Raw genomic sequence first — 12,746 nt, 5'->3', positions numbered from 1 at the left:
CGCCGTCCCAGCCGTAGATGTTTTGGCCGCAGTCGTATTGGGCGTTGAGCGTGCGCTGTTGCTGCTCGATCCACGCCGGGCCGGCGCCGGGGCTGGGCGGGCAGTGGGCTTTGGAGTATTTGGCTACGCGTCGCCCCAGTGCGTCGTAGGCGAAGTCGGCGGTCAGACGATCATCTTCGTATCGGGTCAGGCGGTCGTAGAGGTCCCAGGTGAAGCGGGCTTTTTTGCCGCTGTCGAGGCGTTCAAGCAGGTTGCCGCGGGCGTCGTAGGTGTAGCACAGTCTGCTGGCAGGGTAGAGGGCGAAGGTTTGTCTTAATGCTTGCAGGCATTGACAACGGGAGGCCAATGCCGGTGTTGCCCGACTGTTAAAGAGCTATGAACTTTCTGGTCAGCGCTGCAACCATACTTGTGAGTCACTGGTGATCAGTCCGGTACCGCGAAGATCTTCATAACTTGCAGTGCTACCCATATGTCGCTGACGGAATAGCTACTTTTTTATAAATATTGGATATGACCTCTTGTACAAGTGACATGCGTTGCCAGGTAACCTTAGTCTGTTATTGTCTTCATATTGAAGCCTGCGTGTGAGGATGGATTCGTTCACTGAACTATCCGAATGTCATCAGTAATAAACTCACAATGCAGTGTAAATATCAATTTGCCCAGATCGGGATCGTTGAGAGTGAGTAACACTCATTAGTCCGACCTATGTCACTTATAGTGTGTTGCAGGCAGGCATCTTCATAGGCAATAGTTTTGTTGTCTGATTGATTTAAAAGGAAAGCATCGATTTTATCGAAATCTATGCTGGGGGGGATGTCAATAGCAAGTAGCGAGCTCCCTTTTTGACTAGTGCACTGAGCGCCATTTTTTTTTGCATAGTCAATGATTCTAATGCGATCGCTTATGTTTTCGGCAAATACGCGTAGCGTTGAGTGCCCACCTCTGTATAAAAGGTACGACGCATGGATTTGTTTGTTGCTTTCTATAGCTAAAATGATATCTCCTTTGCTTACACCATAAATGTAGTAGGGGATATTATCTACTTTGTATGTGTGTGGCTTTATTTGAATTCCCCATAATGATTCGAATTCGAGTGGTGGATAGTCTTCCATGTCTTGGTTTAATTTGAATATTATTTTTTTGAGCGATTGAGAAGTCATTGTTGAGTGCCGTCTATACGATTTAGTATTCTGAAGTTTGGTTTTGAATTGTTTGAGAAGCCCCGGTTGCATTTTCTACATAAAATTTGTGTATTGTTTTCATCATTTGAGCCACCGCGTGAGTCGGCTTCGATATGGTCAAACTGGCGTTCATTGGATGGCGGGCTAATGCCTTTTGTACTTTTTTGTCCTGGTACAACTGCGGAAATGCAACTTTCACATGTCTCCACTCCAAAAAAATCCCTATTTTCGTCTGAAATTTTTTGTTTAACTGATTTCGGGATGCGAGCCAACCCAAACGGATCAACCCACCCCACCGGATTCGGCGCATACGCATAGACATTCAGCCCACCCGCAAACCCGATCGGATCCTTGCTGATAAACCGTCCGACTTGCGGATCATAGTACCGATAGCGGTTGTAGTGCAGCCCGGTTTCGGTGTCGAAGTACTGCCCTTGAAAGCGCAGCGGGTTGCGGATGTTTTCGCGTATTGCGCTGTCGGTACGCTTTTCTTTGGCCAACCCCCACGCTTGATACGTCGCACTCCAGGCAATCTCGCCGCGTTGGTCGGTGAGTTCCATGGGCGTGCCGAGGTGGTCGCATTGGTACCAGGCGATGGCGTTGAACGGTTTTGCCACGGGCTGGTGTTGCCATAACGGGTCGCGGTCGATGTGGTAGCCGTTTTCATGGCTTGGCTCGCGCACTAGCGACAGGTTGCGGTTTTCGACGGTTTGGGCAACGGGGATGAAGCTGCCCGGTTCGTAGAAGTAGTGGATCAGACGTCGTTCGCCAGGGTTGTCGCTGTAGCGTGTTTCATAGGCGAGGGTGTCGCCGTCCCAGCCGTAGATGTTTTGGCCGCAGTCGTATTGGGCGTTGAGCGTGCGCTGTTGCTGCTCGATCCACGCCGGGCCGGCGCCGGGGCTGGGCGGGCAGTGGGCTTTGGAGTATTTGGCTACCCGCCGCCCCAGTGCGTCGTAGGCGAAGTCGGCGGTGAGGCGGTCGTCTTCGTAGCGGGTCAGGCGGTCGTAGAGGTCCCAGGTGAAACGGGCTTTTTTGCCGTTGTCGAGGCGTTCAAGCAGGTTGCCACGGGCGTCGTAGGTGTAGTGCTGGCCGACGTAGTCGCGAAGCAGGTTGTCGAGGAGCTTGGGCGGCGGGTGGTGGATGGGCCGGCGCGAGGCCTTGGGGTCTAGCAGGTTGCTGGCCGGGTCGAAGGCGAAGGTTTCTTCTTTGTACTGGCTGCTGGCTCCGAGCAGGCGGCCGAGCGGGTCGTAACGGTAGTTGATGTCGCCACGGCGGTTGTCGTGCAGGTCGGTCAGTTGCCCGGCATCGTCATAGCGGTAGTTGCGCACCAGCAGGCGCGTGCTTGAGCCGGTAAGGGCTACGGTCTGTTCCTGTAACTGGCCGTTGGGCGTCCAGCTCTGGCGCTGTTGCAGGCCGTTGCCTTGGTGGCGGACGATTTCGCGGTGCAGGTCGTCGCGCTGGTAGCTGAGCAGTTCGATGTCGTCGACTTTCATTGCCAGCAAGTGGCCGCTGCCGTAGGTCAGCCAACTGACCCGGTGGCCGTCGGGGCGGATGGTGGCAATGCGTTGGTTGAGGGCGTCGTACTCGTGCTGCCAGATGGCAACGTGGCAGGGTTTGTAGAGGTGCAGGTGCTGATGTTCGCGGGTGTTGTTGCCCGCTGCATCGTAAAACCACTGCAGTTTGCAGGCCGGGTTGGTGGCCAGCAGCAGGTTGCCGTTGCCATCGTAGGCAAAGGTTTCAGTTTGCCATTGCTTGCCACCCTGGTAGGCGGCGTGGCGGGCGCTCAGGCGGCCGAGTGGGTCGTAGTCGTATCGCCAGACCCGGTCGCCGTCGGATCGATGGGTCGGCTGTTGGCTGCCGTTCTCGTACTGGTAGTGAATGGTTTGCCGGTCGAAGCCGGTTTCGCTCAGCAGTTTGCCTGCCGGGTCGTAGGCGAAGGTGGCTGTGCTGTTGTTCTCGTTACGCAGTTCCAGTAATTGGCCGAGCTTGTCCCAGCGGTAGGCGAGGGTGCTGCCGTCGGCCTGGTGGCGTTGCTGGATCAACCCGGCTTCGTTGTAGTGCCACACGGTGCGCTGGCGCAGGGCATCGGTGTGGCTGAGCAGGCGACCTTCGGTGTCGCGCTCGAAATGCTCTTCGGTATTGTCTGGCAGGGTCAGGCGCACCAGTTGCCCGGCGCTGTAATGGTAGGCGGTGATGTTGCCCGCAGCGTCGGTAAACCGGCTGAGCTGGCCGAGGGCGTTGTATTGCCACTGGCTGACTTTGCCCGAGCAGTCGGTGTAGCGGGTCAGTTGGCCGTCGGCGTTGTAGGCCAGGTGTTTGCTGCCGCCGAGGGCGTCGGTGATGAGCACCGGCAGGTTGTCGCTGTTGTAGGCGTAGCAGGTTGTGTTCTCCAGCGGGTCGAGGGTTTCGATGATGTTGCCGCGCGGGTCGTAGTCATATTTCCACAGGCCGCCTTCGGCATCGCGGGTCTTGAAGCGCTGGTCCTGGTCGTCGTAGGCGTGGTGAATGCTGCTGCCGTCGGCGCGGGTGTGTTGCAGCAGGTTGCCGCGCTCATCGTAGGCATATGAATCGGTGCTGCCATCGGTGTGGATATGACGAGTGACGTTTTTGGCGGCGTCGCGAAACAGCCATTCTTCGTTGCCGTCGGGGTAAATGATGCGATAGGTGTAGCCGAGGATGTCGTAGTAGTGCCAGGCCTCTTGACCCAGGGCGTCGGTGACGTAGGTGAGACGGATATTGGCGTCCCATTCCAGGCGGGTGTCGTAGCTGCCGTCGTCGGCCCACTCGCGCACGGCTTTGGCGTCCGGGCCGTCGCCTTGCCATTGCAGGTTCATGCCACGCCCGGTGCGGTCGGTGTAGCGGGTGATCAGGTGATGTTGGTATTGATACGCCCACTGCGCGGCGTGTTCGTCGCGGGCAGCGCGCAGATCGCCGTGTTCGTCGTAGTCGTAGCCCGCCAGTTGGCGCAAGGGCGCGCCTTCGTGCATCAGCCACAGGGCGTTGATGCGGCCGTGGTCGTCGAGCTGGGTGTGGATGTGCTGGTGCGGGGTGTCGCCCTGGTAGGTGATCAGGTCCGACAGCACCGCCTGGCCTGCGTGCAGGTGGTCATAGTGCAGGGTGACGCGGGCGCCGCCGCGCAGGGTGATGGCGGTGAGGCAGAAGTGTTTGCCGATGCGCTGGTAGTGTTCCTGGCTTTGATGCCCTCGGGCCAACGACAGTTCATGCTCGCTGGTGCGCACCAGCACGACATTTTCTATCGGGTCGTGGTGAAACTTGCCCGGTTTGGGCAATGGGTAGTCATGACTGCGCCCATCGTCGGCGTGGTAGACCAGCCCTTTGTGACGAACCTCAAAAAACATGGAATAAGGGGTTGTCCAGCGTGCACCGAATATCCCGCTGTCAAGCGCTGACTGGCTTGAGCGATAGGCCCGCGACCACTCGATCGGGAAAGGTCCCGCAAGCGTAAAGTCGGTGTGGGCGAGGTATTCGCTGCCACGGGCGAAGCTGATGCTGTGGCCAGTGACCGGGCAGACGACATTTTTAGCGCAATGGGCATCTTTGCGCGCAGGGGCCTGGCGGCCAGTGGCGCCAAGGTTCCCTTGACCGCTGATGCTTTTGGCGTGTGCCGAGTGAGAGACCGGAACGTTTGCGTTGAGGTCTCTGCGTTTCTTTTTGGTGGCCTTGCTAAGTACTGAGAGCAAGTAGCCAACACTGTGTTCGGTGTTGACGTCTGCCAGTGCGGCCAACTGGCTGTTCACTTCCTTGGCGAGCTGACGCAGAAGCCCGGCATTGAAGAGAGCAAGTCTTTTAATGTCTTCAGGGATATAGCCGCTGGCACTGTTCAGGGCGCTTACAGCTGCTTTACCCGGCGCGTGGGTAATGGCGCTACCGATCAGTTTAAGCAGTGAAGTTGAGTCGCTGGTGGGCGGCTCCTTGTAGTGAAGGGTGCCGTTGACGAGATCTTCGATGCCCTGCGCGAAGCTGAGCAGTATTTCTTGGCCCTTGGCACCGGCTCTTTTCAGCATGTCGTCGAGCTGGGCTTGGGCTTTTTCGACAAAGTCTTCAAGCGAGCCAAGGATGGTGGCGTTCAAGTGGCTGACCAGAACGCTGATAAGTGCGTCACCGAGCACGGCTTTGGGGTTCTGAGTGATTTTCTGTCGTACGAGAAAAAGCGTTGGGCGCAAACTGGTGCGCGCGCCTGCCATGAAGGGCGGGGCCGGTATGATTCCGATGAGATTGATGGCCAGGCTGACCCAGTCGAGCAGATGGCGTTTTTCGCTGCGGGCAAGGGTGATGATGTCGTTGACCGCATCAATAGCGGCCATGATGTTGTTGATGATCGGGATGTAGTTGGCGACCGTTTTTAGCCCTTGCAGGGTGATCCGGTCGCCGCTGATTTCTCGCAGCCAGGTATCAACACTATTTGCGCCTTTTTTCAGGTCTTCGACGCCAATCGTGTCGAGTGGCGCAACAGCGACTTGGCCTTGGCGAGTACTCATTGGCCTTGCTCCCGGGTGGCGTGCGCTGCCAGCAGGGTGTGCGCAATCTGAGTGGCGGCTTTGCCGGGCAATGCCGGAGATGTCGAGTCGAAGTCCGGGGCATGGGGCTTGCCGATATAACTGCTTAACGCCCAAGTGTCTGAGGGGTCTTTGCCCAGCTGTACTTTGGCCGGGCCGGGGGCGAGACCTGCCACGGCAGCGTGGCCCTGCGCGTCGAGCGTGCCCGTGAAGATTTGGCCTGATGCGTCCTCTACTTGATAAGCCGCGCCTTTAAAGGCGTGCTGGCTTGCATAGTGCTGAAACAATTCCAGATTGCCCTGGCCGCTCTTCGGCTCACCGGGAAACGCCACGGCCTGGCTTTGCGCGTTTTTATAGGCAAAGTTGCTGGCATGGGCGATGTATTGGCCGCTAGTGGTGTGGGTGATGCCACCGGCGTTATAGGTGGTGGTGCTGCCCGCGGCCTTGATCACCAGTTCTTCTTTGGCGCTGAGGGTGATGCGTTCGGCGGTGGCGGTGATGTTGAGCTTGGCCAGCAGGTTGATGTTGTCTTTGAGGGCGCGAATGTCGATGTCGCCGGAGGCCGAGACCAGTCGCCAGCCCATACTTTGGACGAAAGTGCGCACGCCGCGGCTGGCGCTGATCAGCAGGCGTTTGCCGATGGCCAGGCTGGTGTGGCCGCCACTGGTCAGGGCCAGGTGTTCGCCGCTGGTCAAGTGGGTGGATTGCGGCGTGCTGCTGGCGATTCCGGCAGGGCTGTGCATTACCAGATAGGGTTCGCTCAGCTCCGGGAACTGGTTGGCACTCGGGTTGCCGCCTGTGCCGCGAATGGCCGCATGCTGGTCACTGAGTGCCTGCGCGACGTCATCCTGATCGCCGCTTTCCTGGGCCAGATGGTCGCGGGCCAGGTGGGAAAAAGTGGCGTGATGTTGCTGCGCAATGCTGAGTTGCTCGGCGCATTCGGGCAGATCGGTGTGATGGGCGACGGCGCGGGCGCGAAGCTGGGTTGTAAGCAACAAGCCGCCGCCCGCCCGCACCACACCGTGGGCGTCGGTACGCAATTCAAAGCCTTCGCCACGAGGCGCTCCGCCATCGGGGCGCGGATGGGTCAAGAAGCCCGTGTTCAGCGCTGTGTGCTGATGGTCGGTCATCAGCGTGGCGCTGATCTGGCCATGGGTGTCATCAAGGCGCAGTTCGTTGTGGCGTTGGCCGTGCAGCTCCTTGCTGCGGATCGGGCTAATGGCCTTGAATTCCGGGAGTTTGTAAGGCGTGCGGTTGATGGCGTGGTAACTGCGGCCAATCACCATCGGCTGGTCGGGGTCCCCATGCAGGAAAGCCACCAGCACCTCTTGACCGATGCGTGGCAACGCCACATGGCCCCAACCCGCCCCGGCCCAGCTCTGGCACACCCGCACCCAGCAAGAGCTGCGGTCATCGTTGCGGTCTTCGCGGTCCCAAGGGAACTGCAGACGCACCCGGGCATGCTCATCGCAATAGACTTCTTCATTGGCCGGGCCGACCACGGTGGCGATTTGCGGGCCTTCGATACACGGCTTGGGCAGCAGCGGGGCCTGCCATTGCAGGGTGTCGGGGATCAGGGTGGCGGTCAGGCTGTAGCGAGTGCCGACCCGGCTGTCGGCGGACTCTTCTTCCAGGGCGGTGTGCTGCTGCCCGCTATGGTGGATGTGCACGGCGCGCCAACCGATGTTCATGTCGTCGCGCGGGTGGCCGACCAGATCAAAGGCCAAACCCGGCACCAGCCGCGCATCATCGCCCGTCACTTCAACCGTGCGCGCATCGCTGCGCAAGGCCAGCAGGCGGGTGCGGGTAAAGGGTTTACCGGCGTTGTCATGTTTGTAACGACCGGGGTAGTCGTAGCGTTCATAGCCGTTGGATTGATGGTCCAGATGCATCGCCTGTTCTTGTTGCTCCAGGTTGTAACGCGGGTGGGTGAAGGTGTAATCGCGCTGAGTCTGCTCGCTGCTACGCACCTGTTCGCGGTAGGTAAAGCTGTGCAGTGCCGGTTGCGCGGGATCGCCGCCGGGGTTGGGTGCGTACACCAACGGCTCATCCTGCAAAATGCCGAAGGTGGCGATGTGGTCAGCCAGGATCAACGAATGCCCGGCCTCACTGTGCTGAAAGATCGACAGCAAGCCTTCTTCGGCGGCCAGGCGCTGATAAAACGCCAGGTCCAGCTCGCCAGCCTGAACGCAGAACTCGCGTGTTTGATGAGGTTCGGTCAGGCGCTGGGTACACGCGCCCCAGTGGCGATCCTTGAACAGTTGCTGGAGGATCTGCGGCACGCTGCGCTGCTGGAAAATCCGCCAGTCCGATTGCAGGTTGGCGCGGGCCAGCTCGGGCTCGATGCGGGCGCGATACCAGGTGCGACGAAAGCCGGTCTTGCCTTGCTCGAACTGGCTGATCAACCCGTGCACGTACCGTACGGGCTGGTCGCCCTGAAAGAGGGTCAGCGTGGCGGGTTTGTCCAGCAGGGTGGGGAAATCGGCATTGGCGGATTCACTGATCAATTCAACGTTTAAACAGAAAAGTTCAGAGATGCCTTCGCTCAGTTCAAATGACACCACCTCAAAGGCAATGTCTGCTGTTGAACTGAATGTAAACCGCACATTCTGTGAAGAGGGCATGAAGGCTCCCGCATATTAAGTGCATGGGCAGGTTTAATTAATGAGTGTTCGGGCATGTAAGTGCCCACGGTTAAATAAACGTGCAAGTGTTTGTAGGTACGCCTGTATATGCGTCAGATCTGTTATTTATAAATAAACACCCGTTAACACGTTTAAATGTTGGCTTGTTGGCCAGTTTGAACAGGCCAGGTGAACGCGGTATCGCGAGCAATATTGACAATGTGTAAAAGGTGAAAAGACTGATTGCTGGCGTATAACGCCATAAAGTGCGACAGGACACTGCCGAACACCTGTAAATCGCCCTCGCCACTGAAGGCTGCCGGATCGACACAGAGCGTGGTTTGGCTGCCCCGCATCGGGATGCCCTTGAACACATAGTCTATGGGCTGGTTGCTGACCTTTTTGATGCCGTTCAAGCGGCGCTGGGTGGCCCGCTGATGCTGCAGGTCATGGGGAGCGATAAAGTCATAGACCTGTAACACTGCCTTTAACGCGGCGGGTGAGGTCAGAGACAGTCGGTTCAGCGACAGGTTGGAGATCAGCGCCCAATGCGTTTCACCGTCAAACACGGGCGGGTATTGAGGTGTCGGCCGGGTCAGGTTGCGGTAAGTGGCAAAGGCCGGTGTTGTTTGGGTCACCAGGCAGATATCGCCGATTTCCAGTTGCTGGGGCACGTCATTGTTGGTGCAGGTCAAGGCAATATTGAGTTCTTCGCGCTGGCCCAGGTAAGGGCGCTGATTGCCATGTATCAGGCTGAGGGTATGCCTGGCCTGTTGCGTCAGCAGCTCGGGCTCAATCGCCAGGTTGTAATAGGCCGCTTCTTGTTCGCTGGCGGTTTCGACGCGATGGGCCAGCGATTGGTAAGGTTCGAAACGCCGCTCGGGCTGTAGTGACTCGGGGTCACGCTGACGGGCGCTCACCTGATCAACGCTGAAAATACTGTAAGCCTCCGGGCGCCGGGTGCGCGGGCGTACGATTTGATTAAGTTCTGCACCGTCCAGCAGGATTGGCTCGGCCGGGTGCTCAAACAGGTTGATGGCTGGGGTGCAGTACAGGCAGAACGTCTCGGGGCTGATCTCTACTGAAGCGGGCAGCGGTTTTGAAAAATGCAGCTCCAGGCGCACGGTTTCGCTGGTTTTTTCGGGCCAATGGCGCTTCAGGCCTTTGAGCGTGAATCCATGGAAACGCTCGGGAAAACAGAAATACTCCTGCAGCAGGCGATAGCCGTTCTGGTGTGGAGCAAAGCCAGGCAGCAGTGCGTCATCTGGTTCGAAGCCGGCAAAACTCAAGATATTTGGCGGCAAGCTGAGTTGATGATCACCGATGCCCAGGCTGATTCTCTTGAGGTGCTGTGAGAGCCATTGGCACAGCACCAGCGCGTTGGCGCTATTGACGCCGAGGTGGAAATCCAGCCGGTCGCAGTTGATCTGGTTCCAGGGCTGTTGCGATAGAGCTTGCAGCTCAAGGCTGATAACGGACTTTTGCACGCTGTGGGAGACACTGGCGCTGCTCACCACCATCGGGTGCAGGTGCACGTCGGTACAGGTGCGGAAGGTACAGTTCACACCATTGACCGGCTTGGCATGCAACAGTGTGCCCTTGGGGATGATCTGCGAGCCGCTGAGCGCATGTTGCACCGGTTCAAAGCGCATGAGCGTGGTGCTGGGCAATGATCGCAGAGCATTCGGGGTGACCATCTGCAGCAGCGGGTGAGTGAGTTCGGGCAGATCATCTTCAATCTTCATCGCCAGCTTGGCGGTCAAAAAAGCGAAGCCCTCCATCAAGCGCGCCACATCCGGGTCGCTGGCTCCCGGCCCCAGAAAAGGTGCCAGTTGCGGGTTGTCCTCAGCAAACTCGCGCCCCAACTCCTGGAGGTCGCGAAGTTCTTTCGCAAAGCGATCTTTCAAGGACATGGCGATACCGTTTAATAGTGGGTTGAGTTCGGGCGGTTAGTTGCAGGAAGTATTTGTAAGAAACTTCCTGCAACTAACAAGTGTGAGGTTTTATGAGTGGACAGTTTCAGGTTGAATAACTGTGCAGTGAGTACTTATCCCTACATGAAGTGAGTCTAGGCAGGGGGCTATGCAGTCACAGCCATCTAGCAAAAATCAGGAGCGAACTTACCTGTGATGATGTTTTTGTCTGACGGTTAATTCCTACATATGCATTGTTTGGGCAAAGGTACAGTTGGGCTAAAGGCGCGATTGCTCGTATGCCGCTGTCATGACTTGCCAGGTATGTGTATCCGCCGGAATCAAATGTTCGATGCGCAGTGAGGTGACGGTGATGTCGAGCGGCATGCCGAAGGTGGTGAACGTGGACATAAAGTTCAGCTCGCCCCGTGGGCATTTAATACGCGTCAACACCAGCGGGGGGAGTTCGCCGGGGCCTGTTTCAGGGGCATCTGGTGCGGGCAGGCGCTCCAGTATTCTGGCCAGACCGGGGTTGTTCAATGCTTCGCGGGTAGCGCGCTGCCAGGCAACATGGCGGATTTCGTCGGCATTGATCAAATGATCACCCAGCCCGCCGGGCTGTAGCAGGGTGACTAACAGATTCAACCCGTGTGCCGAATCACTCGGCAGGCCGACAAGGTCGAACAGCACTTGAGTGCTGGCATTGGCGGCCAGCACTTCCCATTGGCTGCCCAGCACAATGGCCGGGGCCGGGTTGTTGGCGTGCAGGACATGGGTGATGGCCTCGCGTACCGCCTCCATGGCGGGAGAGGCCAGCGGGGTGGCTTCATAGCGGGGCGCATAACCCGCCGCCAGAAAAACACTGTTGCACTGCTCAAGGGGCGCTTCGAGGGCCATCAGTAAATGATGCAGCGTGGCGGGGCTCGGCTTGGCCCGCCCGGTTTCGATGCAACTCAGGTGGCGCTGGGAAACCCCGGTGATCAGAGACAGCTCAAGCTGGCTCAAGCGGGCATGGCGGCGAAGCTCACGCAACAGTGGGCCGGCGGTGATCGTGGGCGGGGTGCGCTGAATCGGTGGGCTGCTCATGGGCGAACTCTGGCAGTGCAAACGGGATTAGTCCATGACCTGTGAGGTCATTGCTGAGCAGGCAAAAGTATCACTAACGTGGGCCTCCCATCAGCCGTTGCTGTTTTCCAGGATGAAGACATGAAAAGACCGTATCTCGCCCTTGTCGCTTTACTGGGTTTCTCTGTGTACACGGCCTATACCCTGTGGCTGGCAGAGCAGCCACTGATTGAGTTTGGCCTGGCACTGATGTCCAGCCCGGACACCGCCCAAGTGGTGATTGATCTCTATTTGATGGCCGCCCTGGCGTGCGTATGGATGTACCGGGATGCGCAACGGCAGGGCCGCTCTAAGGTCTCGCTGTTGCCTTACTTCTTGCTGACGGCTGTATTCGTATCCATCGGCCCGCTGCTGTACATCGTGGTCAATGGCTTTAAATACAGGGAGCAGCCATGAGCGGCGTGTTGAGTGTCTACGCGCTCTGCGTGGTAGTGCTGTGCATGAAGATGTTTGCGCTTTCGTGCTATCAAGGCTTCTACCGCATCAAGTCTCTGGCCTTTACCAATCGTGAAGACGCGGGTTACTTCAACCGCCCGGTCAGCCCACAGGAATTGCCGCAAGTCACTCGCGCCGCTAAAGCCTGGGCTAACGATCTGGAGAACATCCCTTTGTTCTTTGTATTGGGCGGTTTGTGTTGTGCATTGGAGACGTCGAGTGGTGTCACGATTTGGCTATTCTGCGTGTTCAGCGTGGCGCGGGTGTTGCACTCCGTGTGCTATCTGGCAGGGTGGCAGCCTTGGCGAACCGTCGCGTATGCCGTCGGCATTGTTTGCCTGTCGGGGCTGGGCGCAATGGTTGGACTTAGGGCGCTAGCGACGCTGTGAGGGGATTAATGACCTGCAAGGGAGTTAACAGGCTATGAAAAAAACCATAAGAGTTGCCAATGTCGGCGATATCGACACCATTTTTGAAATTCGAACCCGTGTTCGGGAAAACCATTTGTCACGTGAGCAATTGGCAGACATCGGCGTAACGCCAGAGGCTATCCGCGAAGTCATTGCGAACGCACCCTGCATTTGGGTTGCCGAGGTCGATGGCACCCCAGTCGGGTTTTCCATGGCTGATCTGCAAGACGCGTGTGTGTTTGCAGCATTCGTTTTACCGGACTACGAGGGGCTCGGACTGGGTCGCCTGTTGATGGCGAAAGCGGAGGCTTTTCTGTTTGAACAGCACTCCACGATATGGCTGGAAACCGCTGAAGCCAGCCGCGCCAATGGCTTTTATCGAGCACTTGGCTGGCAGCCTGTGAAGAATCTGCCCGAGGGTGATATCCGCTTTGAAAAGAGCACCCCAACCCTTCGTAGCAGTTGACGAGCTTTGCGAGGCTACGTCTCAGGTTCAACTGACACACCGCAGAGCATGGTTTTACGACTGCTGCGCAGC

Annotated in this window: 9 protein-coding genes; 3 read left to right on the top strand and 6 right to left on the bottom strand. The window is 57.8% G+C overall.

What is annotated here, in order from left to right:
- From TU84_RS23575 to TU84_RS23550, 6 genes are all read right to left on the bottom strand, one after another.
- Window positions 1–346, bottom strand: a 346-nt coding sequence (locus TU84_RS23575) for a hypothetical protein (protein WP_048373475.1), incomplete at its 3' end; no start/stop codon positions are given.
- Between the two features lie 307 nt (window positions 347–653).
- Window positions 654–1,163, bottom strand: a complete 510-nt coding sequence (locus TU84_RS23570) for a DUF4265 domain-containing protein (protein ID WP_048373473.1) — start codon at window positions 1,161–1,163, stop codon at window positions 654–656.
- Complete coding sequence (locus TU84_RS23565; RefSeq protein WP_053225299.1) at window positions 1,160–5,683, bottom strand: RHS repeat-associated core domain-containing protein; 4,524 nt, start codon at window positions 5,681–5,683, stop codon at window positions 1,160–1,162. Before TU84_RS23565 ends, TU84_RS23570 begins: the two co-directional genes overlap by 4 nt.
- On the bottom strand, window positions 5,680–8,325 hold the full coding sequence (locus tag TU84_RS23560) for a type VI secretion system Vgr family protein (RefSeq protein WP_053225298.1): 2,646 nt from the start codon (window positions 8,323–8,325) through the stop codon (window positions 5,680–5,682). The genes TU84_RS23565 and TU84_RS23560 overlap by 4 nt, the downstream gene beginning before the upstream one ends.
- A gap of 152 nt (window positions 8,326–8,477) precedes the next feature.
- Window positions 8,478–10,238, bottom strand: coding sequence for a type VI secretion system baseplate subunit TssF (gene tssF / locus TU84_RS23555; RefSeq protein WP_048373471.1), 1,761 nt, complete (start codon window positions 10,236–10,238; stop codon window positions 8,478–8,480).
- Window positions 10,239–10,517: 279 nt separating this feature from the next.
- Window positions 10,518–11,324 (bottom strand): helix-turn-helix domain-containing protein, encoded by an 807-nt coding sequence (locus TU84_RS23550; protein ID WP_048373470.1) that lies wholly within the window; start codon window positions 11,322–11,324, stop codon window positions 10,518–10,520.
- Window positions 11,325–11,444: 120 nt separating this feature from the next.
- Between TU84_RS23550 and TU84_RS23545 the strand changes: the two genes are divergently transcribed.
- The 3 genes from TU84_RS23545 to TU84_RS23535 are packed head-to-tail and all read left to right on the top strand — an operon-like array spanning window position 11,445 to window position 12,674.
- Window positions 11,445–11,759, top strand: a complete 315-nt coding sequence (locus tag TU84_RS23545; RefSeq protein ID WP_048373468.1) for a hypothetical protein — start codon at window positions 11,445–11,447, stop codon at window positions 11,757–11,759.
- Entirely contained in the window at window positions 11,756–12,187 is a 432-nt protein-coding gene (locus TU84_RS23540) for an MAPEG family protein (protein ID WP_048373466.1), read from the top strand. Before TU84_RS23545 ends, TU84_RS23540 begins: the two co-directional genes overlap by 4 nt.
- 34 nt (window positions 12,188–12,221) lie before the next feature.
- Window positions 12,222–12,674 carry a GNAT family N-acetyltransferase gene (locus TU84_RS23535; RefSeq protein WP_048373465.1) on the top strand — a complete coding sequence of 151 codons (453 nt, stop codon included), beginning with the start codon at window positions 12,222–12,224 and terminating at the stop codon, window positions 12,672–12,674.
- The last annotated feature ends 72 nt before the right edge of the window (window positions 12,675–12,746 follow it).

The organism is Pseudomonas helleri (assembly GCF_001043025.1).
Lineage (GTDB): Bacteria > Pseudomonadota > Gammaproteobacteria > Pseudomonadales > Pseudomonadaceae > Aquipseudomonas > Aquipseudomonas helleri.
Note: the sequence above shows the minus strand (reverse complement) of the source record. Positions and strands in the feature narration are given on the sequence as shown.

Excerpts from the sequence above, each read along its gene's own strand:
- TU84_RS23565 (WP_053225299.1), bottom strand. The coding sequence starts at position 5,683 with ATGAGTACTCGCCAAGGCCAAGTCGCTGTTGCGCCACTCGACACGATT.
- tssF (WP_048373471.1), bottom strand. The coding sequence starts at position 10,238 with ATGTCCTTGAAAGATCGCTTTGCGAAAGAACTTCGCGACCTCCAGGAG.
- TU84_RS23550 (WP_048373470.1), bottom strand. The coding sequence starts at position 11,324 with ATGAGCAGCCCACCGATTCAGCGCACCCCGCCCACGATCACCGCCGGC.
- TU84_RS23560 (WP_053225298.1), bottom strand. The coding sequence starts at position 8,325 with ATGCCCTCTTCACAGAATGTGCGGTTTACATTCAGTTCAACAGCAGAC.
- TU84_RS23545 (WP_048373468.1), top strand. The coding sequence starts at position 11,445 with ATGAAAAGACCGTATCTCGCCCTTGTCGCTTTACTGGGTTTCTCTGTG.
- TU84_RS23535 (WP_048373465.1), top strand. The coding sequence starts at position 12,222 with ATGAAAAAAACCATAAGAGTTGCCAATGTCGGCGATATCGACACCATT.
- TU84_RS23540 (WP_048373466.1), top strand. The coding sequence starts at position 11,756 with ATGAGCGGCGTGTTGAGTGTCTACGCGCTCTGCGTGGTAGTGCTGTGC.
- TU84_RS23570 (WP_048373473.1), bottom strand. The coding sequence starts at position 1,163 with ATGACTTCTCAATCGCTCAAAAAAATAATATTCAAATTAAACCAAGAC.